This is a genomic window from Bacillus sp. V3B, assembly GCF_024494465.1.
GTDB lineage: Bacteria > Bacillota > Bacilli > Bacillales > Cytobacillaceae > Bacillus_BD.
The window spans coordinates 56252-77069 of sequence record NZ_JAETXM010000010.1 but is presented as its reverse complement, the minus strand read 5'-3'; the positions used below and the strand labels follow the sequence as shown (position 1 = coordinate 77069).

Sequence of the window (20818 nt, the reverse complement as noted above, 5' to 3'; positions counted from 1 at the left end):
TTAAGGAAGGTTAATTCACTCTATGAAGCCTGCATAGTCTAAAGACGTCTATGTATTTTTATCAGAATGTAGATATCAATTACGTAAACGAAGAAATGAATCTAACAAATTTTTTAAAAATTATATATAAATGAACTACATAGGAGAATGCTATGATTTTTATAATTTTATTCATTACTATTCTGACATTAGCTATTTTAGTTAACTGTAAAGGTTACCGATTAAACATTTCTACAGTAGCCGGTGCTCCCATCATGGCAATGGGGATTACAATAAAAGGCGTTCTGATGGAGGACCTTTCTTCTCCTTATGTAAGTGACATACTTTTTCACTTCATCATCATCATAACCTATTGGGTTATGATACATTACACTTTTGATCTGCTACAAGGTGTCTTTTATTCATCACATATAGAAGACCCCATATCTAGTTTTTCGATAGGGACTTGGATTGCTGCCATATCTATTATTACCGTTTTACTTTCAGATAAGCAAATTCATGCCCCTTCACAGATTCTTTTTTTTATTAATCTCGCCTTATGGTTTTTATATTTAGGATTGGTTATACGAAACTATATATTTATTTTTAAAGGAATAAAAAAATATTTACATCAAATTCATGGAGGATTGTTACTGCCATGTGTTGCCACCCAGTCGATTGTTATTTCTGGCTATAATATATTTGGAGTTTCTTTTCCAAGATCCTATGCAGAGATTCTTCTCACCATCGGTTTCTTACTTTATCTATTCACCTAGTCAATGGGCAAGAGTCTTTACGTTTGGAATGTTTCTTTTTTTCACTAAAAGGATATCCACGGGTAATCAATCACTAATCGATTCCCTGCAAAACTTAGTCTTTCTTTTTTTACCGATATTGATTGTTATCCTAATCCTCATGGAGGCTTTTTTTATAAGTTTACAAATTTATCGAAATGTTATAAGTAAAGAAAAATCTATTCACTTACCTGATCATGAAAACAGCCGATACTTCCCACATTGAGGAATTATCGGCTTTTATTTTAAAGCTTCATAACTATTACTTGTGATTATTTTAGAATGTGTAGTTTTCTATAGAAAAATGTGAAAAAGCGTAAATCCCAAAAACATGAACGCCATTATGTAATGAAATTTCCTCCTTTTTCCTGATGCTTTCCATCTTCGTAATAATCCACTAAACAATAGAATGATGAGGGTACAGGTGGTTACTGTACCACTTATTATTTTTGCTCCCCAAAGATGTTCCAATCGTATATAAAGCATCACCGCTGCATGAAATATGATAAGAAGGGAAGCAGTAATCGCAATAGGAATATGATATTTCATCATCTTCTTAGAAATTTTTGCAAACTTTACTTTCACATTTCTAATTTTGCTTCTTCGAATAAGGAGGAATACGAAATACATATTAATGTTGATTAAAAATAAGAAAAATGCCATTTGTGCAACAATTTTTCCTATCAAAATATAATTAGAATCATATCCCTGATACAGGCTCCACAAAACAATGATGATAACAGTTAAGATATTAATCGTCAGCCATCTGCCAATCATTTTATCCCTCCGATTTTTAATCCAATATAACATATTTATAAGGAAGTTTTCATTTTTAAGTCATTTGTCACGGTTATCATCCTTTCATTAATTTGAAAATAATGTAAAACGGTTTCATAAAAATAGTGTGAAAAATTCACATATATAGTATAAAAAGTAATCATTGCGATACTATAAAACGTAATGATTACAATCATATAATGTTTTTATCATTTGATTTCGCTTCTAAAAACATTGATGAGGTAGTTCAATGAATAGAAAGTATCGATTTATTATTACCTTAAACTGCGCACCGTTAAATGTTAGTTAGGCTTTTGAACTTTATACTTGAAGGCGAAAGAATCATATTTCAATTAAAGGAAAAGGAGTAGATGACCATGGATCAAACAGTAAAAAAAGTCGATTTTCATACGCATATCCTTCCAGAAGAACTGCCTGATTTCGGGAAACAATATGGAGGTGAACGCTGGCCAAGTATCGAGAGAGTGGATGAAAATACCTCTCATATTATGGTACAGGGAAAAATTTTCAGAAAGATCAATAGTGAAACGTGGAATCCTGCTAAAAAAATCGAAAGTATGAATCACGACGGAATTGACATGCAGGTTTTATCACCGATCCCCATTGGCCTTTGCTATTGGGCTCCAGCCAAGGGAGCAGCGGAGATAGCGCGTCTGCAAAATGAGTATATTGCAGATATGGTAAAGAAGCATCCGGATCGTTTTATCGGATTGGGGACGGTTCCTCTCCAAGATACAGAAGCTGCGATCCAGGAAATGGATTATTGTATGCATACTCTCGGACTTAAGGGGATCGAAATAGGAACAAATGTAAACGGTTTAGGATTGGATGATCCTTCTTTTGCGCCTTTCTTTGAAAGGGCCGAGAATTGGAACGTACCGCTCTTTTTCCATCCTTACGACATGGTCGGAAAAGAGCGGACAGCTAAATCGGGTCTTACCTATACTGTAGCGATGCCAATAGAATTGGCCCTAGCAGCAGCTAATTTTGTCATGAGCGGGATGTTTGAAAGGTTCCCGAAGCTGAAAATCTGCTTGGCTCATGGAGGGGGGGCATTTCCTTTTATCCTTCCGCGGATCGAGCAGGGTTGGCATTGTTTCCCTGATTCAAGAAAGACACCTTATCCTCCTAGCCATTATGCGAAGTATTTCTATTACGATGCACTCGTTTACAATCCGATGAATGTGGAATACCTGGCCCGTCTGTTTGGTCACGGGCGTCTGCTGATGGGAACTGACTATCCTTTCCCGATTCAAGAAACTCCTCCGGGGAAATCTGTGTTGGAAACTGATCGTTTAACTCAGGAACAAAAAGAGGCCATCATGGGCGGCAATGCGTTGAGGTTTCTGCAAATCCCTTAAATAGGACATCGATAAGGATAACCATTGATTTCAATGGTTATCTGTATGGTTAAAATCAGGAATGTTTAAAGTATTCTAAGAAGAAAAATCGAGTGAAGAGTTATTTTAAATACTTGATTTACACAAAGTAGGGGTTTATTTTGCGTAGAAAAAAATAATGAGTGGAGATATTTAAATAATAAAAGGTTCAAAAGCTGAAAGCTTTTGAACCTTAACTTGATGTCTACGGAGGTAACGACTTATATAGTTACCTCTATTTATCTTGTCTTTTTATGAGGGACCTTAGTAGTTACGAATTTTTTTACTACTATTTATTGATTGTTTTTTTCAAGGTCCTCACTGATCAACTTACCATGTTTACCAAAACCAGGCTTCGGAGTTCCTCCCCATTCGTCGATCGTCTCTGGAGTTGGCTCTAAGCGACGCGGTTCCCTGGCTCCTTCTTCAGGGAATTCCTCCATTCCTTGGCTGTATTCAAGCGTTATGCCATCAGGATCAGCAAAGTAAAGGAAAATGCTGCTAGATGGACGATGTCTTCCTGGTCCGAAAAGAATTGGAACATTTGCATCATTCAATTTATTGACTTGAATACCAACATCATCAACTCTTTCAGCTTGGTAAGCAAGATGGTTCAATTTATTTTCTGCACCTTTCGTAATGGCCAAGTCATGGTGATATGGTGAAGGGAACGCTCTTAACCATGCCCATGCACCTTTATTATCTGATGAGGTATCTGATACCCTGAAGTTTAATGTGTTAGTAAAGAAATCTAACATCTCATCAAATTTATTTGTTTCATATACAACATGTAAGAATCTTGTGATTTTTGCTTTTTTCGGAACAAATGGTAATCCCATTTGCATCATTTCAACATAGAATTCATAGGTTACAGCCATATGTGGATCTTTAAATCGCAATGTTCTGCCTTGAGCCAAACTTTGTGCTTCTTTTGCACTCAATTCTACCGGTTCTAAGCCTTGTTCTGTTAAATAGTCGAAAACACCTTGGAATTGCTCAACTTTTTCAAGTTCATAAGCGACTCTTTTCAAACCTGCTTCCCCTGCTTGTTCAAGAATCAAATTATGATGGTCTCTACTACATCTTAAGAGTGCGGTTTTATTTTCGCGTTCAACAACCTGCAGTCCAACAATATTTTCATAAAAATCAACTGATTTATCAAGATCTGTTACATTTAATACAACATAACCTAATTTCTTATAGCGAATCATTTGTCATTTCCTCCTTTAGAAAAAAATATCCACTTCTAGTTTTTCGAATCAGGATGACCTTCATTCGGAAAAAAAAGAATATGTAAGTCTACCCACGTTGCATATAAAAATGAGACTGCTGAAGATGCTAAATAAACTCCTTTACCTACTCGCTTATTCGTCTAATATCATCTTCTTAATATTTATGATGTCCAAAAGTGCGCAAAAATGTAATACATTTTTCGGAAATTTAACTAAGGTATCGTGGAAAAATGATCCTTTTTGATCGTGCATCGATGTAAATGAAACAACCATTATCCTTTATTAAAAATAAACAATAGCAGATGAAGTTAATACAGTAACGAGTAATTTTCTCCCGTAAAATAGACTCTTGGTTTACATTAATACGTTAATTAAAGTTGTATAAAAATTTATATTATATCTAACATTAAAAATTGAGGTGGTATTAATGAAGGCTATATATCCAGGAAGCTTTGATCCCGTTACAAATGGACATATTGATATTATCAATAGAGCAAGTGAATTTTTTGACGAAATTTTAGTGGCTGTTATGGTGAACCTTAAGAAGCAATATTTATTTTCGATTGAAGAACGAAGGCTATTAATTGAAAATGCATTTAAAGACAATAAAAAAGTCAAAGTTGATACGTTTAAAGGGTTACTTGTTGATTATATGAAAGAACACAATTTTAAGGCAATTATTAAAGGGTTAAGAACGGTTACTGATTATGGATATGAAGCCCAAATGGCTTTAACAAACAAAAACCTGTACAAAGAGGCTGAAACTTTTTTTATACATTCAGAGGAAAAATATTCTTTTCTTAGTTCTAGTATCGTAAGGGAAGTCTATTCTCATGGAGGCAGGTTATCTAGTTATATACCTAATCATGTTGAAATAGCACTTATAGAGAAGATGAAAACGGAAAAATTGGCTAATGATAATATTTAGTTCTATAAAAAAGAATATGGATTTTAAGGATAGTAAATACTATTTTATGAATATCCCATCGCTTCATATGTCTTGCCACAAAACATTCTGGACATGTGGAGAACTAAGTGTCTACCTGTAATAGCGAGAAGATTATATCCCAAAAAAATAGCAATAAACAGGTCCTGATCTGTCATTTTGAGATTATTTAAATAATCAACTCAAACTTCGCACCTAAATAAGTTGACATAGTAGTTGAACCTGATTTTTTAAAGAAAAGGGGTTCCTTTTTCGTTTAACGTATGTCAAATATTTTTTAAAAGTTTCAAGATAATACTCAAACAGACATGCTATAAATTCCTTTTTTTGGGATATCAATTAACTAAGATTTTTAAATGGGCACAGGGGTTCTGGAGTATCCCAAAAGTGTTTGTGTACTGAATAAATTATTGTAGAGAGCAAACACTTCGATTAGAGTTAGTTTAAATATGTCTCGAATCATCATTTGGATGTCAACAACCGTAGAATACACATTCATATTTAGGAGGAGAATTGTTTTGACAAAAGTGAAAGTTGCTATTCTTGGCTCAGGAAATATTGGTTCAGATCTTATGATCAAACTAGGTAGATCTGAAATTTTAGAATTAACTGCTGTTATTGGTATTGATCCAGATTCAGACGGATTACGCCGTGCGAGAGAATTAGGGTATGCTGCGGTTGATAGTGGAATAGATGGTTTTCTTGCAGATCCAAAATTAGAAGCTGATATTGTTTTTGATGCAACTTCAGCAAAAGCACATATTTACAATGCAAAGGTATTAAAAGAAGCAGGCATAAGAGCAATTGATATGACTCCTGCTGCTGTAGGACCGCTAGTATGCCCAGCCGTAAATATGGGATCTCATTTAGAGGAAGAGAATATCAACCTCATTACGTGTGGTGGTCAGGCGACAATTCCGATGGTATATGCTGTAAGCCGAGTAAGTCCAGTAGAATATGCTGAAATCGTTGCCACGATCTCTAGTCGTAGTGCAGGACCAGGAACGAGGGCGAATATCGATGAATTTACCGAAACCACTTCACGTGCGGTCGCTGAAGTTGGAGGTGCTAAAAAGGGAAAAGCCATTATGATCTTAAACCCTGCTGATCCGCCCATTATTATGCGTGATACGGTTTATACGCTTGTAGAAGAAGGGAAAATGGATGAAGAAGCGATTAAGCAATCGATTGATGAAATGGCTAAAGTGGTTCAGTCATATGTTTCTGGCTATCGCCTTCGTACAGAACCAATCTTTGAGGGCAATAAAGTAACGATATTCCTTGAGGTAGAAGGTGCTGGAGATTATCTGCCAACATATGCTGGAAACCTTGATATTATGACAGCTGCAGGTGTAAAAGTAGCTGAAGAGTTCGCAGAAAAAATCATAACAAAAGCAACAGTTTGAGCTGTAGAAAGGGGTATTTATAATAATGACAGATAATAGAGATATTCTTATCACTGAGGTAGCGTTGCGAGATGGAAGTCATGCAATTGCTCATCAATATACTGTAGATCAAGTACTTAAGGTTGCAAAAGAACTAAGTGATGCAAATGTCCCTTATATTGAAGTTTCGCATGGAGACGGTTTAGCTGGATCATCTTTACAATATGGTCTATCAAGAACAAATGAAATGGAATTAATCGAAGCGGCGGTTTCTGTTGCTGGGGATTCAAAAATTGCTGTTTTGTTATTACCTGGTATTGGTACATTACATGAATTAAAAGAAGCAGCAAATTTAGGAGCAAAAATGGCTCGTATCGCAACTCATATAACCGAAGCAGATGTGTCTGCACAACATATTGCTTATGCAAAAGAACTAGGTATGGAAACAGTTGGATTTTTAATGATGAGTCATATGGCTCCGGTGGATAAATTAGTAGAACAAGCAAAATTAATGGAGGGTTATGGAGCGGATACTGTATATGTAGTCGATTCAGCAGGTTATCTACTTCCAGATCAAATTCGTGAACGTATTCGTGCACTTAAACAATCTGTAGGAGTTAACGTAGGTTTCCACGGCCATAATAATTTATCTCTAGCGATGGCCAATACACTTATCGCAATCGAAGAAGGAGCCACTCGGATTGATGGCAGTGTGCGCTGCTTAGGAGCAGGAGCTGGTAATACGCAAACAGAAGTACTAATAGCGGTTCTTGATCGGATGGGAATTCAAACAGGGGTAGATTTATATAAAATGATGGATTTAGCAGAAGATATTGTGGCACCAATTTTACAAGTGCCACAAGAGATTACAAAAGATAGCCTAACACTTGGTTATGCTGGAGTATATTCAAGCTTTGCACTTCATGCGAAACGTGCAGCTGAAAAATTCAATGTTGATTCTCGTGATATTTTAATTGAATTAGGTAAGCGAAAAGTTGTCGGTGGACAAGAAGATATGATTGTGGACGTTGCAACAGAAATTGCAAGGAATAAGAATAAGGTAGCTTTAGGTTAAAAGAAAAGAGTCGAATTTTCGAAATTAAAACCAGCTAAGCCTTGGTGGAAGTGAGGAGTAACAGTTCTCATTTCTATCAATCCTTCAATGGAAATAATATGTATTTTTATAATAGCTTGCTCTAAACTTTTTTAAAATCATTGTTCTCGCTTTTACCTGTAAATACGTCGAAAATGAAAGATCTATTACTTTAATTAATAGGAAGAAATCTGAGAATTGTGAGGATACACTTTATAGAATTAGTCATTATTCTATTAGGGGTCCAGCTGCATGCCCATCAAGCCGACGATGTAAGCCGCTAGAAACGTAGCGATTATTGCCTCAAAACTGGTGAGTGCCGGAAAAATAAGCATGAATTTGAGTATAGTCAATTTAAAGAAAACCTTTCTTTTTATCTGCAAACTATATATTCAAGGTTTAATACAGTAACTTTATTATTGGGTATTAATGTTAACTTTGTATTACTCTTCAATAGAGTTAAATTCAGACTACATGATTTAAAAAACATACTATGTATGTTAGTTACGTTCAGCTTATCTCTTTAATAATAACTTAAATTGGTGTGAGTAAAAAGTATTATTAGTTGTTAGATTGGAATAATAAGCGTGTAAAAGTAACGAAATTCTTTTTAAATTATACAATAAAAAGTAATTTTGAACTTTAAGGTTTTATATATCAATTCAAGAGTTCTAGGAGGGAAGTTGATGAGCAAATATGTTCGTGAAGACGAAGGAAAATTGTCATTCAAGGTTAATCGTCAAGCTTTTGTTGATCCCAAAATTTTAGAATTAGAAAGAGAAGCTATTTTTAGTAAATGTTGGCTGTATATTGGACATGAATCAGAATTACCTAATAATGGTGATTTCCATAGAAGAAAAGTCGGTGGGAGAAATTTATTATTGATTCACAGCCAAGACGGAGAAATCAGAGCTTTCTATAACAGCTGTCCACATCGTGGTGCATTAGTTGCTCGTGAACCATGTGGAAACTCAAAAGTATTCCGCTGTTTCTATCATGCTTGGAGTTTTAATAACCAAGGTGAATTAGTTGGAATGCCTGATAAAGCTGGTTTCCCAGATGACCATAACTGTGATGGTTCTAAAAACCTTGTAATAGTAGAACGTCTTGAAAGCTATCGTGGATTCATTTTTGTTAACTTTGATAAAGATGCAATTTCTTTATCAGACTACTTAGGAAATGCAAAAGAGTATATTGATTTAGTTGCAGATCAAGCAGAAGCAGGAGCAGATCCACAAGCAGGAATGGAAGTTTTAGCAGATCCACAAGAATACAGTGTTCGTGCAAACTGGAAACTTCTGGGTGAGAACAGTGTTGATTTATATCATGGAGTACCGACACATAAGACATATTTTGACATCGTTGCTACTCGTGGTGGAACAATGGAGAAAGATAGTCTTGTCGGTGAAGGTAAAGATCTAGGTAATGGTCATGCTGTTATGGAATATTATTCTGCTTGGCCAAGGCCAGTAGGAAAATGGATCGAAGGTTATGGAGAGGAAGCTAAAGGAATCATCGAAGGAAACATTACAAGATTAGAGGAGAAATTTGGTAAAGAAAGAACACATAGAATTGCTAAAAAGAATCGTAATATTTGGATTTTCCCTAACCTAATTATTAACGATATTATGGCGATTACAATCAGGACTTTCTATCCAATCGAACCAGGTTACATTGAAGTTACTGGTTACGCTTTAGCACCTGAAGCTGAGAATGAAAACTTTAGACAAGTTCGTAATGACAGTTTCTTAGAATTCTTAGGACCAGGCGGCTTCGCAACTCCAGATGACAACGAAGCACTTGAACTTTGCCAAGAAGGTTTCTTAAATGCTAAAGGTGCAGGTTGGAATGATATTTCTAAAGGTATGAATCGTGATGTACCTCAAGCGACAGATGAAGCACAAATGCGTGCATTCTGGCGTAGATGGAATGAACTTATTACAGCACAAGAAGTTAAAGTAGAATCTAAATAAGAAGTTGGAGGCAAGCATGAATATAACACGTCAAGAAATTGAAGAATTTTTATATCATGAAGCAGAGCTTCTTGATAACTGGCAAATGGAAGAATGGGCAGCGTTATTTTCAGTGGATGGAACATATGAAATTCCACCAATCGGAAACCCTAATGCAGATTTTAAAACGTCATTATTCTTAGTTCATGATGATCGTGCACGTTTAGAACAAAGAGCATTACGTTTGTTGAAAAAAGAAGCACATGTTGAGTATCCACATTCAAAAACTCTTCATAATGTTAGCAATGTAAGAATTGTTAATAATGAAGGTGATGTTGTATCGGTAAAATGTAACTTCTCAACTTATCGTGCAAAACGCGATTTCCTTGATATTTATGTGGGTGTTAACGAATACCAATTCGTGAAAGAAGACGGCGAATTAAAAATTAAAGCGAAGAAAGTGATTCTTAAATTGGAAGCTTTACGTCCACAAGGAAAAGTCAGTATCATTCTATAAAATGATTTGACTAAGTGAATCACACGTAAAATCGAAAAAAATACTTGGGACTATTTAAAGTGTACCCCTTGTAAAGGACATTTTTAAAAAAGACTATGCTGCATTAAGAAGATGATCTCTGTATTGAACGAGGTTGCTGAAAAACTGATATTTTTGAATTAGTAATAGTTTTTCAAACAAAATAGATCACTTCCTGATCAAAATCGAACAGGAAGTGATCTATTTCTTTCATATTTAGTTACTTTTCTTCCTTGTAATCTTCCGCGACTTCTTTTAACATATTTAACTTTTCCTTCACAGATGGAATCGAAGCGATTTGTGGTTCCATTTCAACAATGGAAATGATTTCATTGCAATAATCTATTATGAATGGATTGGATCTTTTTAAATAAGAAATCTGTATATTATGTCGGTAACTATAGATAATATCATCTATCAAAGCTGCTTCATCGAGTATTTGAATACTTCGGTAGGCTAATGAAATCCATCCTCGTTTTTCAAACCTTTTTAATTTTTTTAATGAAAAAACAAATAATAAATGGAAAGATGCTTTTTATCTTAATGGAGCATCGAGGTCTAGTTACGAAAGAATAAATAATACGAAATGGGGTATTAAAATGAAGAATATAACAGTACTTGGAGCAGGTATTATGGGACATGGCGCTGCTCAATTATTTGCCCAAGCAGGATATAATGTACGTATTCAAGCTAGACGCGAAACATCATTGGAACAAGCAAGAGAACTCATGACGAACAGCTTGAAGATTATGGTTGAAAAAGACATGCTGACTCAACAAGCAATGGATCAGACATTAGCTAATATTACATATACAACAGATTTAAGAGAAGCTATACAAGATACTGACTTCATTCTTGAATCAATTCCCGAAGTTCTTGAGACAAAATTAGATACATACGAAACCATTGAAAGCGTTGTCTCTGAGAAAACAATTATTTCGTCTAATACTTCTACGTTCCCGTTAAAAGAATTAACTCAAAGAGCGAAGAATCCTGAAAGATTTATCATCACTCACTTCTTTAACCCGCCACAACTTGTACCAATTGTGGAAATTGTTAAATTCGAGAAGACAGATGAAAACGTAGTGAACGTAACGTATGACTTAATGAAAGAAATCGGAAAATCTCCAGTCGTACTGAAAAAAGAGATTACCGGCTTTATCGTTAACCGCGTTCAAGTAGCTTTTCTGCGTGAATGCTTCAACTTAATTGAACAGGGAGTATGTACGGCAGAAGATATCGATATCGCTGTGAGAGGAAGCATGGGCTTTAAATGGGCTTTCTGCGGACCAATGGAAAGTCAAGATTTAGCCGGTCTGCAAACAACAGCAGCTATGGTACACAACATTGAACAAGATCTATCTAATACAAGAGAACTTCCTTCATTCTTAAAAGAAATGGTAGAAAACGAACAGCTTGGTATACGTTCAAATAAAGGTTTCTACGAATATGATGATAATGGAGCAAAAGCCATCCATACAAGAGACGATAATTTCTTAGATCTTCTAAAGTTAATGCAGCAAAAAGTAGAAAATAAGGAAGAAACTGCGGGATCTACCAAATAAGAAGTGTTCTGAAGCCGGAAATGGGATTGTAGTTTAGATAAAAAGATGGATTTGAAATAAAAATAGCAGAAATTTCATTTTTTACTTGAAAAAGTGTCACATTAAGCTAAAAATGAAGCTAGTTTTACTAAAACAGGGTGATTTTTAACACTGTTTCCTATTCAGATTTCACATTTTTGTCTTTGGATTTATACTCAAGATACCTTTATTATCAAGGGAAAGGGAGTGTGAATTATGGAGATAAAGCTTATTATAGAAGAATGCTATTATGTTAAAACTAGGGATCGAATTGGTGAAACTGTAAGAACGAATGTTTTTAAACATGAAAATGGTATTTATCAAGCATTTTCTAATTATATTTTTGATAAAGAGGAAGAATATATAGGTTTAGGAGAAAGCTATGACGAAAAAGAGGCTTTAAGGTTATCTAGAGAAGCCTTGATAAAAGATTGGAAAGAATCGATTCAGTAAAGGGAAATGTATTGGTTGTTAATAAAATAGAATATTTTTTGGATTCTTGTATATTTAATTAAAATTCCTAATACATCAAATTAGACTAACTATCCCTTCACATCATGATTAGTTGTTAAGCTATTAGAAGACAATGAAAATTTATCACGCGTGTTAATTAACCAAAATTATACAGTTCCCAACTGACTCATTTCCTGATGAAATGTTACTATTTCTTTCACGCCAATCCGCCATTCAAGTGGAAGGACATCATAAATAAGTAGGCAACTAAAACCTGGGAATGATAAGGATTTAGGGTTTAGCGTTACTTTTCTTACTTCCTTGAACGTGAAGAAACTTGAGTAAAACAAAGGCAATGAGTGCTGCAAATAGTTGATTGAACACCGCACTTTTTCGTTGTTCCAAACAACACGGGCACATTTAGGTTTTGCTTGATCCAGCGAAAAAACGATTCAATGGCCCAGCGTGATTTATACATGCCGGCAATTTCTTCCGCTGTGATATCCATTAAACTCGTCACGACGCGCATTTCTCTGCCTTCATGATCTGTAAATTACACGACACGATGACGTTTCTTTGTTTGTTTTTGCGTAGTTCCCAGTGTGCAGGTGAAATCAGTGGTCACATTCCAATCCATGGTACGACAGCCTTTGAGCGACTTTTTACGGTTCAATTGGATGTTGTCTTTTAAGCGCAAGACAAAATGTTGTTTTTCTTGTAAATAGCGATCAACTTTCTCGATAGAAAAATAGGCACGATCACAAACAAGAATGAAGCGTGCATCTTCCAAACTTTCGCCGACCGGACCATCATGTTTCAAGCCCGTTGTTTCCACGACTTGAAGGGGCATCGCGGTTTCATTCGTGAAGCTCACGTGCAATTTAATGCCTGAACGTTCGCCATGATAAATAGCCCATGGTAAGCGTGTTTTCCCAACGGTAATGGTTGTGGAATCAACTGAAAGAAGCGTTTTGGGCATCTTCAATGTTCGACGTGCAGCACGATTTAACTTGCCGACAACGACTTCAAAAATACGCTTTACAATGCCATAATTCAGTGTTTTTAGATGTTTTGAAAGTGATGAATGATCAACCGAAACAAGTCCCATGCTAGGACCAACATCGGCTGCGTGACGTAAACTTTTCCATTCGTTTGTCGCAGCTCCAATTAAATACGAAATGAGCGTTGAAACGGTACATTTGCGTGCCGAATCAACATAGTTGAATTCAGCTCAAATCGCTTGAAGTTCAGCTTCGGAAAGAAAGTTTTGAATGAGTGTAAAAATCGTGTTATGCTTGTTCAAGAGAGATTTCTCATTTCGTAAAATGTTGTTGTGGTGACTACTATTTTACATGAGAATCTCTCTTTTTTATGCAATTTTATTGGTAGAAACTAGATAATCAACACGCATGTTAAACTTTATCATTTTCTATAGTGTCAATAGATTGGTTCATAGCAGTAATTAGTTGTGGTTTGTATTGAGGGTGATTAAATCCAATTGGAGCATGAGTTAATTTAATTTTTTTACCCATTTCTTTTCGGTAAGTCCAATTATGATGAGGGATTGAAAAAATGTAAGTATCTTTGTCCAGAAATTTTGAAACAAACATTGAAACTTTCACCGAATTTTTCTATTGGATGTTCAATCGTAACTTCTAGGCATGTGATAATTTCTAATTTCTTTACTTCTTTAATCGAATGATAAACGTTAAACAATGGAAGGGAATCCGGAAAAAGGAAGAAATAAGAACAATGCAATTTATCTCTTAAAGTCACAAATAAATTGCTACCTTCTCAATAGGGTGTACTCATTTGATAAGTCTAAAGAAACAATTAATATCAAGCACAATTTCCGTTTATAATTAATATTTTCTGTGTGGCTCCTTATTCCTTGAATCGTTTCCATATCCCCTTTAGCACTGAACAAAATTTCTGAAATATCTACTACACGTACAAGGTTGTGAAAGAATTCACTTAAATTAACGAGGCAGAATAGCCTAAGTGAAATCATTCGCAAATTTCATCTTGATTTTATCATGATTATCGAATTAAAATAAAATCACCTTTTAAGACACAACATCTCATGAGGTGACTTTTATCAAATTTTATTAGGGGTAGCGTCACATGTCCATCAAGCTAAGCAAACAGATCAACCCCAAAACGATAAAATGAACTTCTTTGTTACAAGAAAGGCTAAAATTCCGTTTTGGGGGAGCAATTAAATTTTAACTTGATGGTGATGTGCTAGGACCCCTCCTATAAATAATTGTGTTTCTAATAATATTAAAAATTCATTATGGATAAATTATATATGTCATCTAACAAGTATAAAAAGGAGTAAAGATTATGAAAATAACGGGAGATAGCTTAGATAAAATATTAGGAGTAAACCCAAGAGCAAGGTATAGGGAAGGAGTGGATAGTCTTGATCAATTCTTTACAACCCCCATCATACATAGGCAAATACATGGTGATGAAATATATGTGCCATTAGATCTGAATCGAATCTGGAATCAATGTTAAAGTAAAAAATCAACCTGTTTTATGGTCCGATCTTGAGGTTTTTAACTTTTAATTCTGAATAAGAATAATTAATTTAATTATCGGAAATTTCTTGTTTTTTAGAGTGATTATTTATTAAACCCTTAAAAAGAAATTCTATTGGGGTGTAAAGAGAGTGAATTCAATCCAAAACAAAAAGGAACAAAAGTTAATTCTTTTTGCTTGTGTGATTTTAATCCTTTATTTATCTCCTTTGTATATTCTTGGAGAAAATGCACACATTCGTGTCCATGATAATCTTGATTCCAACATAGCCTGGTATAAAGTTTTAGCAAGCAGCGGAGAGATAAGAGGTTCTAGCAATGCTACTATTTCACAGGTGATAAACGGTCAACTATCAAGAAATGCGTTTAGCACTGAATTTAGCTTAATTGTGTGGCTATATACCCTTTTCCCAACGATGATTGCTTACGCCTTAAGTCAGTCGATTTCAAGGTTTATTGCTTTTATTGGCATGTACCTTCTATTAAAAAAGCATTTTCTGCCAAATCAAGAATGGATGATGATTCGAGCAGGAGTTGCATTGGCATTTTCTTTAACTCTTTTTTGGCCATCGGGAATGCTTAGCACGCTGGGGATGCCTCTTGCCTTATGGGCATTTCTTAACATCAGAAATGGTGAGAAATCGTGGCAGAATTATTTGGTCTTAACCTTGTTGCCGTTTTATTCAAGCATAGTCCTAGGTTTTTATTTTTTTCTTAGTGCAATGGGGCTTTTTTGGTTAACAGATGTTTTACGGGGGAAAAGGTGGAACTGGCGATTTCTCTTGACCATCGCTTATATGACAATGATCTATATATTTGTTGAGTATAGGCTCTTTTATTCATTCCTTTTCGATCACGAACCCAACAGCAGGGATGAGTATTTTCATGCTCGTCTTTCATTTTGGCGGTGTATCATCCTAACTTTGAAAAATTTTGTTTTAGGGCATCATCACGTCATGACGGTTCACACATTTATTATTTTACCTGTGATGTTTGTTGCCTTATATTTGGTTATTTTAAAAAAACGGTGGACAGAAGAAAAGGTCTTCCTCTTTTTATTTTGGCTCAATCTGGGGTTATCTGCTTGGTATGCTTTTTGGTTTTATAAGGGCTGGCTTCCATTAACTGAGAGATTTCACTTTTTAGATACGTTTAATTTTGCACGTTATCATTTTTTAAGACCTTTAGTCATTTATGTTTTATTTGCCCTTGGTTTAAAGATTTTATGGGTTCAAGGAGGAAAATGGAGGAGAACAGTAAAAGGGTTTGTATTAGCTCAGGTATTTTTATTAAGTCTGATAAATGAGGAAATTATCTTTCAAAATGACCCTTCAGTAAAAGAGTTTTATGCAGAAAAACAATTTCAAGAAATAAAAGAATACATAGAATTGCCAGTAGAGGATTATCGTGTTGTAAATATAGGAATACATCCTGCAATCACACAGTATAACGGATTTTACACTCTTGATACCTACAACAATTTTTATCCCCTATCCTATAAATATGAGTTTCGAAAAATCATTGAGAAAGAGTTAGCTAAAAACACAACAATTCGTACCTATTTCGATGAGTGGGGAGGGCGCTGCTACATTTTTACTGAAGAATTGGGGAAGAACTACATGTTCAAAAAGGATTCAAATAAAAGATTAAAAAATTTGCAGTTAAACATAGAGCAATTTAAGAAAATGGGAGGGCGTTACATTTTTTCTGCTGTTCCGATCGAAAACGCGTCAGAGAACGACCTGGATTTGGAGAAAGTTTTCGAATCAGAAGAATCTGCTTGGAGAATATACTTGTACAAATCAATATAAATTTTATTTCAGAAAGGTGCTTGTTATCAGATAAACGAGACTGTCCCATAAGGTGTCTGATATCCATAAATAATCTTTATCTAGAATCATGTTCAACTTATTTATACTAGATATTGTATTATGGTGTCTGACACCTTTTCTTTCGAACTCGTAAAGGAGGCAGATCAGGTGTCGGATGCAGTTATCGCTAGTACGGTTTTATGGGAATTTGTGTTCATTTATTCGGTAATGGCCACGATGGATTTTGGGTCAGGCTTTTGGTCGATGGTATATATAAACAAGACAAAAACTGGTGTAACCAACATTGCTAATCGTTATTTATCCCCGACTTGGGAGGTGACAAATACATTCATTGTCGCGTTAGTGGTTGCAGTATATAGCATGTTTCCCGGAGCGGCTTACACCTTCGATACGATTTTGCTCATTCCGGGGAGCATCATCCTGTTGCTTTTGGCTCTGCGGAGTGCGTTTCTCGTATTTTCACATATAGCGGTTGAGTATAGAAAAATTCTAACCTATATTTCCGGAATTGCGGGGATTTTGTTACCTGCTTTATTAATAAGCGTACTGCCCATTACACATGGAGGTTATGTACATTTTAGCGACCACAGCCAAACACTCGATTTGGGAAAGCTGTTCACAAGTCCGAACGAGTACGCCTTCATTGGGTTTGCGATCAGCAGTACTTTGTTCTTATCTTTTTTGTTGCTGTCAGACTACTCAAAGGTTTCGGATGAGCTAGAAGCTTATAGAATTTATCGGAAAGATACTATGATTACCGGGCCGATTTCATTGCTGCTGGGATTTTTGATCATGCTGACCTTAAAACAGGAAGCAAATTGGATCTATGAAAAAATGATGAATGACTTGCCACTTTTAATAACATCAGTCATTTTTTTCCTAATTGGGGGCATAGCGCTTTATTTGCCTTCCTTTATGAAAAGAAATATACGCAGCATGCCGCGGCTGGCCGTAGTCGCTGTAACGATCCAGTATTTGATTGCAAGTTTTGTTTATGGCCGTGCCCACTTGCCTTATATGGTGTATCCATATGTAACGATAGAATCGGGATTTACCGATCCGAATTCCTTTCGTGCCATCTTTGCTACATATATTGCAGGCTTTGCTATTTTGTTTCTAGGGTTTGTCTACTTTTGGAAGATGTTTATGCACGACAACCGTTATTTGCAAAAAAAACGGTCCAATAATCCTTTAAAAGAGGGGTAAAAATTTCGAGACGAAGGACACATGATGAATGGATAGATGTCGGTATTAATGATTGTATCTGCTTTTGTTTAGGAAGGTTATCTGTGCATATAAAATCAAAAAAGGTTGAACAAACAATCGTGAGAAAGAAACGCGACATCACTGGGGATGGGAAATTGGAATAAATAAAAGTATATATAAATATGTATTTCAAAATAATTTTTCTATAAAGCTGAAGAGGTTGACTACACATATAAAAGGGATGAACGAAAAAGAACAAAATGTTTCGTTCATCTCTTGCTGTTTTTCAGGCAGATTATTAAATAAAGTTTGCAATATCCTTAAGCGGTAGTCGAGTAGTTTTATTCCGTAAATTCTCTCCGTATCAATTTTCTTAACAATTGCAATAAACAATGAGTATCACTGATTGCTGTGAAGCATTAATAGGCTCAAACCAGGTTCTTTTGTTATGGAGGGCTTGAGAACTTTTTAACATAAAAACCACTTTACTAAGAAAGTTAACAGCCTGTGAGAACTTTTCAGAGTTTATCTCCCTACTGATTATGGATTCTGTGCAGTTTCCAGTGCTTTTTGTACATCAATTAATCCACTTCCAAAATCATTATCTGTTCCGGGGGTTCCAAGGTCATACGCCGTATCCTTAATAATGTCCATGACCTCTCTATTTGTTAAATGAGGATTTTCAGACAGTAAAAGACCTGCTAATCCTGCCACATGAGGTGAAGCCATAGATGTACCTGAAAGGCCTGCATATTGTTGATTAAAAAAGGTACTAGCTATTTGAACACCAGGTGCTGTGACATCAATATAATCGCCATAATTGGAAAAAGGAGCGCGCCCGCCTGTATAACTTACAGCTGTAACACTAAGAACTTGGGGATAGGCAGCGGGAAAGCTTGGCTGACTTGTATTATCGTTTCCGGCTGCAGCAATCAAAACTACGTTATGATCATAGGCATAATTAACAGCCTCTTCCAAAAAAGAAGAATGCTGATAGTTACCTAAACTCAAATTGACCACATCTGCTCCATGATCTACTGCCCATATTATTCCTTTGGCAATATCAAAGGACGTTCCATATCCTTCAATACCTATCGCTTTAATAGGCATGATTTTGTTATACCAAGTAATACCGGCAACTCCTTCCCTGTTGTTTGTTTCCGATGCAATAATACCCGCAACATGGGTGCCATGGCCATTGTCATCATCTGGAAAACCATTATTCTCTATTACATTGTAGCCGTTTGTTAAACGTCTTTTTAAATCAGGATGATCAAGATCCACACCGGTGTCTACAACAGCAATGACTATATCTTCATCACCTTTTGTAATATCCCAACCTCCTTCTGTTCGAATAACAGGAAAGTTCCATTGATATTGTTCCTGATATAGTAAATCATTTGGAAGGCCGATTTGATTTTGTAAATAAAGATAGTTTGGTTCAGCAAATTCAACAGTAGCTTGTCCGTTAAAGAATTCAATCAATTCTGAAGTCGTAAGCTTATTGGATTGAAGGACAATCGTTGAATTCAACTTTTCAAGGATCTTGCCATTGATCTCATTTGTCATCCGATCGAAATCCTGCTTTGTTGGATGAGTCTTGAATTTGACGGTGACTTCATTTTTAATATAATGGCTCTCACTTTTGTCATCGTGTTTAATGAGAAAAATGGAAGGATCATTTCTTAAATGCTCCTTTATGGTTTCACCCATAGCAAGGCTGTTTATTTGAAGAATATTCCTTTCGTTTTCAACATTTTCGAATTTGGCAGGGGTATTAGCAATAGGGGTAATAAATCTTTTGTCGGCAGTTTCGCTCACCTGGTTCTCTGTGCTTTTGTTTTGAAATAAAAACATGGATCCTATGGATAAAAGAGCAAGTATTGAAATAATGAATAGAAAGGGCCTAGGATTTTTCATGACACACCCCTGAATTAATTTTTTTGTTCTTAGTTTGTTCTTTTACATTGAAATTATTTAGGTGAAATACCCTTATTAAGGTTTGGCTTGCCACGTATTGCACTAGTTTAAATTAGAACTTCGTATTAACCAAACTTTATAAATCAAAAGGATGGAGAGTAAAAAGACAAGATAAGCAAATATCCCCAATAAAAGATTAAGAATTGATGAAAAAATCTGCTCTCCGCTGTATGCAATAATAAACATAGGCGGGATTTGTCCGATTGCTGTGGCTGTGAAGAAAGTGCCAAAGGGAATATTGCTAACACCGGAATATATATTAACTACTGGTGGTGGAATAATAGCTGTCATCCTGACAAGAAGAATGGCAATAAATGCATTTTTTTCAAGCAGGATCTGAAATCTTTGAATTCCTTTAACTCGTTTCAAATAATTACTAAAAAAGTTCTTAAAATAAAATCGTGAAAAAAGAAAGTAAACAATCGCGGCTGAAACTCCTCCAAACCAATTAATCAGCGTTCCAATCAATACTCCATATTTGGCCCCCATTACTCCAGCAAATAAGGTGAAAGGGATTATTGGGATCGTTGCTGTCAATATAGCAAGGAGAAACATAATGGGAAGGTCACTAGGATCACTCTTTTGTATCCAACTTAAAATCCAACCCTTATGAAATAGCCCTATAGCCAAGATAATTGTATAGACTATTAGAATCCACCATTTTTTCATCATTAGTCACTCCGGTTGAAAATTTATTTAAGTTAGGGTCTTGAATAAGAAAAACCCTTATTTTAATTTAAACCAAAATAAAAATAAGAGGTTTTTTATTTTTTAATCATTAAGCTTTTTTCTATTTGATGCCAAATTTTAAGAACTCGTCCATTACTCGAGATTTTTTTCGCGGTAAAACAATACAAATAACTCGCCTAGGCAATGATTTTAATAAAATTATTGCCTCTATTACTTATGAATATACGAGTATAATCAGATGTTTATTATGCAGTCGAACTAAAAACATGGAGATGCTGGGGAAATATTTTAAAATCCAGATTATTTACATAAGCTTTTTCGCCATCGAGATTAAGAGCGAGAGAATCTGGAATGGTAAATCGCCTTAATTTTATTTTTGTATGATGTATGATGGATAGGTTTTCAGTAATATTGAACTTTGTTACTAGTAATAAA

At 35.3% G+C, this 20818-nt stretch carries 18 protein-coding genes and 1 pseudogene; 12 read left to right on the top strand and 7 right to left on the bottom strand.

The genetic code is table 11. The annotated features are described in order from the left end of the window. Positions 1-152: 152 nt before the first annotated feature. Positions 153-755, top strand: coding sequence for a TDT family transporter (locus JMM81_RS12825; RefSeq protein WP_256241972.1), 603 nt, complete (start codon positions 153-155; stop codon positions 753-755). 312 nt (positions 756-1067) lie between these two features. On the opposite strand, the gene JMM81_RS12820 is transcribed toward JMM81_RS12825, so the two are convergent. Beyond that, complete coding sequence (locus JMM81_RS12820; protein ID WP_256241971.1) at positions 1068-1550, bottom strand: hypothetical protein; 483 nt, start codon at positions 1548-1550, stop codon at positions 1068-1070. A 377-nt stretch (positions 1551-1927) separates the two neighbouring features. Between JMM81_RS12820 and JMM81_RS12815 the strand changes: the two genes are divergently transcribed. Next, a complete protein-coding gene (locus JMM81_RS12815) occupies positions 1928-2932 on the top strand; it encodes an amidohydrolase family protein (RefSeq protein ID WP_256241970.1) in 1005 nt (334 codons plus the stop codon). Between the two features lie 311 nt (positions 2933-3243). On the opposite strand, the gene JMM81_RS12810 is transcribed toward JMM81_RS12815, so the two are convergent. Continuing rightward, positions 3244-4161, bottom strand: coding sequence for a VOC family protein (locus tag JMM81_RS12810; protein WP_256241969.1), 918 nt, complete (start codon positions 4159-4161; stop codon positions 3244-3246). 448 nt (positions 4162-4609) lie between these two features. On the opposite strand from JMM81_RS12810, the gene coaD reads away from it, so the two are divergent. The 5 genes from coaD to JMM81_RS12785 all read left to right on the top strand — a co-directional run bounded on the left by coaD (position 4610) and on the right by JMM81_RS12785 (position 10075). Then, entirely contained in the window at positions 4610-5110 is a 501-nt protein-coding gene (gene coaD / locus JMM81_RS12805) for a pantetheine-phosphate adenylyltransferase (protein WP_256241968.1), read from the top strand. Positions 5111-5646: 536 nt separating this feature from the next. Further along, positions 5647-6534 (top strand): acetaldehyde dehydrogenase (acetylating), encoded by an 888-nt coding sequence (locus tag JMM81_RS12800; protein ID WP_256241967.1) that lies wholly within the window; start codon positions 5647-5649, stop codon positions 6532-6534. A gap of 25 nt (positions 6535-6559) precedes the next feature. Then, complete coding sequence (dmpG, locus tag JMM81_RS12795) at positions 6560-7588, top strand: 4-hydroxy-2-oxovalerate aldolase (RefSeq protein WP_256241966.1); 1029 nt, start codon at positions 6560-6562, stop codon at positions 7586-7588. 704 nt (positions 7589-8292) lie between these two features. Continuing rightward, positions 8293-9579, top strand: coding sequence for an aromatic ring-hydroxylating oxygenase subunit alpha (locus JMM81_RS12790; RefSeq protein WP_256241965.1), 1287 nt, complete (start codon positions 8293-8295; stop codon positions 9577-9579). 16 nt (positions 9580-9595) lie between these two features. Then, on the top strand, positions 9596-10075 hold the full coding sequence (locus JMM81_RS12785) for an aromatic-ring-hydroxylating dioxygenase subunit beta (protein ID WP_256241964.1): 480 nt from the start codon (positions 9596-9598) through the stop codon (positions 10073-10075). A 238-nt stretch (positions 10076-10313) separates the two neighbouring features. Here the strand turns inward: JMM81_RS12785 and JMM81_RS12780 are convergent, their stop codons facing one another. After that, entirely contained in the window at positions 10314-10514 is a 201-nt protein-coding gene (locus JMM81_RS12780; RefSeq protein WP_256241963.1) for a hypothetical protein, read from the bottom strand. A 178-nt stretch (positions 10515-10692) separates the two neighbouring features. Between JMM81_RS12780 and JMM81_RS12775 the strand changes: the two genes are divergently transcribed. Further along, on the top strand, positions 10693-11658 hold the full coding sequence (locus JMM81_RS12775) for a 3-hydroxyacyl-CoA dehydrogenase family protein (protein WP_256241962.1): 966 nt from the start codon (positions 10693-10695) through the stop codon (positions 11656-11658). Between the two features lie 234 nt (positions 11659-11892). Next, on the top strand, positions 11893-12129 hold the full coding sequence (locus JMM81_RS12770) for a hypothetical protein (protein WP_256241961.1): 237 nt from the start codon (positions 11893-11895) through the stop codon (positions 12127-12129). Between the two features lie 167 nt (positions 12130-12296). Here JMM81_RS12770 and JMM81_RS23090 read toward each other — a convergent pair. Both JMM81_RS23090 and JMM81_RS12760 read right to left on the bottom strand, forming a co-directional pair. After that, positions 12297-13432, bottom strand: a pseudogene (locus tag JMM81_RS23090) (IS4 family transposase). A gap of 109 nt (positions 13433-13541) precedes the next feature. Further along, on the bottom strand, positions 13542-13739 hold the full coding sequence (locus JMM81_RS12760) for a hypothetical protein (protein ID WP_256241960.1): 198 nt from the start codon (positions 13737-13739) through the stop codon (positions 13542-13544). A 736-nt stretch (positions 13740-14475) separates the two neighbouring features. Between JMM81_RS12760 and JMM81_RS12755 the strand changes: the two genes are divergently transcribed. From JMM81_RS12755 to JMM81_RS12745, 3 genes are all read left to right on the top strand, one after another. Next, positions 14476-14652, top strand: a complete 177-nt coding sequence (locus JMM81_RS12755) for a hypothetical protein (RefSeq protein ID WP_256241959.1) — start codon at positions 14476-14478, stop codon at positions 14650-14652. 163 nt (positions 14653-14815) lie between these two features. Further along, positions 14816-16486, top strand: coding sequence for a DUF6044 family protein (locus JMM81_RS12750; protein WP_375162382.1), 1671 nt, complete (start codon positions 14816-14818; stop codon positions 16484-16486). Between the two features lie 168 nt (positions 16487-16654). Continuing rightward, positions 16655-17713: a cytochrome d ubiquinol oxidase subunit II gene (locus tag JMM81_RS12745; protein ID WP_256241957.1), complete on the top strand. Its 1059-nt coding sequence runs from the start codon at positions 16655-16657 to the stop codon at positions 17711-17713. Between the two features lie 540 nt (positions 17714-18253). On the opposite strand, the gene JMM81_RS12740 is transcribed toward JMM81_RS12745, so the two are convergent. Then, positions 18254-19633, bottom strand: a complete 1380-nt coding sequence (locus JMM81_RS12740; protein ID WP_256241956.1) for a S8 family peptidase — start codon at positions 19631-19633, stop codon at positions 18254-18256. A 102-nt stretch (positions 19634-19735) separates the two neighbouring features. After that, positions 19736-20365, bottom strand: coding sequence for a TVP38/TMEM64 family protein (locus JMM81_RS12735; protein WP_256241955.1), 630 nt, complete (start codon positions 20363-20365; stop codon positions 19736-19738). Positions 20366-20818 lie beyond the last annotated feature (453 nt).

Coding starts and splice junctions, on each gene's coding strand:
- JMM81_RS12825 (WP_256241972.1), top strand. CDS start 153: ATGATTTTTATAATTTTATTCATTACTATTCTGACATTAGCTATTTTA.
- JMM81_RS12820 (WP_256241971.1), bottom strand. CDS start 1,550: ATGATTGGCAGATGGCTGACGATTAATATCTTAACTGTTATCATCATT.
- JMM81_RS12815 (WP_256241970.1), top strand. CDS start 1,928: ATGGATCAAACAGTAAAAAAAGTCGATTTTCATACGCATATCCTTCCA.
- JMM81_RS12810 (WP_256241969.1), bottom strand. CDS start 4,161: ATGATTCGCTATAAGAAATTAGGTTATGTTGTATTAAATGTAACAGAT.
- coaD (WP_256241968.1), top strand. CDS start 4,610: ATGAAGGCTATATATCCAGGAAGCTTTGATCCCGTTACAAATGGACAT.
- dmpG (WP_256241966.1), top strand. CDS start 6,560: ATGACAGATAATAGAGATATTCTTATCACTGAGGTAGCGTTGCGAGAT.
- JMM81_RS12790 (WP_256241965.1), top strand. CDS start 8,293: ATGAGCAAATATGTTCGTGAAGACGAAGGAAAATTGTCATTCAAGGTT.
- JMM81_RS12785 (WP_256241964.1), top strand. CDS start 9,596: ATGAATATAACACGTCAAGAAATTGAAGAATTTTTATATCATGAAGCA.
- JMM81_RS12775 (WP_256241962.1), top strand. CDS start 10,693: ATGAAGAATATAACAGTACTTGGAGCAGGTATTATGGGACATGGCGCT.
- JMM81_RS12770 (WP_256241961.1), top strand. CDS start 11,893: ATGGAGATAAAGCTTATTATAGAAGAATGCTATTATGTTAAAACTAGG.
- JMM81_RS12760 (WP_256241960.1), bottom strand. CDS start 13,739: ATGTTTGTTTCAAAATTTCTGGACAAAGATACTTACATTTTTTCAATC.
- JMM81_RS12755 (WP_256241959.1), top strand. CDS start 14,476: ATGAAAATAACGGGAGATAGCTTAGATAAAATATTAGGAGTAAACCCA.
- JMM81_RS12740 (WP_256241956.1), bottom strand. CDS start 19,633: ATGAAAAATCCTAGGCCCTTTCTATTCATTATTTCAATACTTGCTCTT.
- JMM81_RS12735 (WP_256241955.1), bottom strand. CDS start 20,365: ATGATGAAAAAATGGTGGATTCTAATAGTCTATACAATTATCTTGGCT.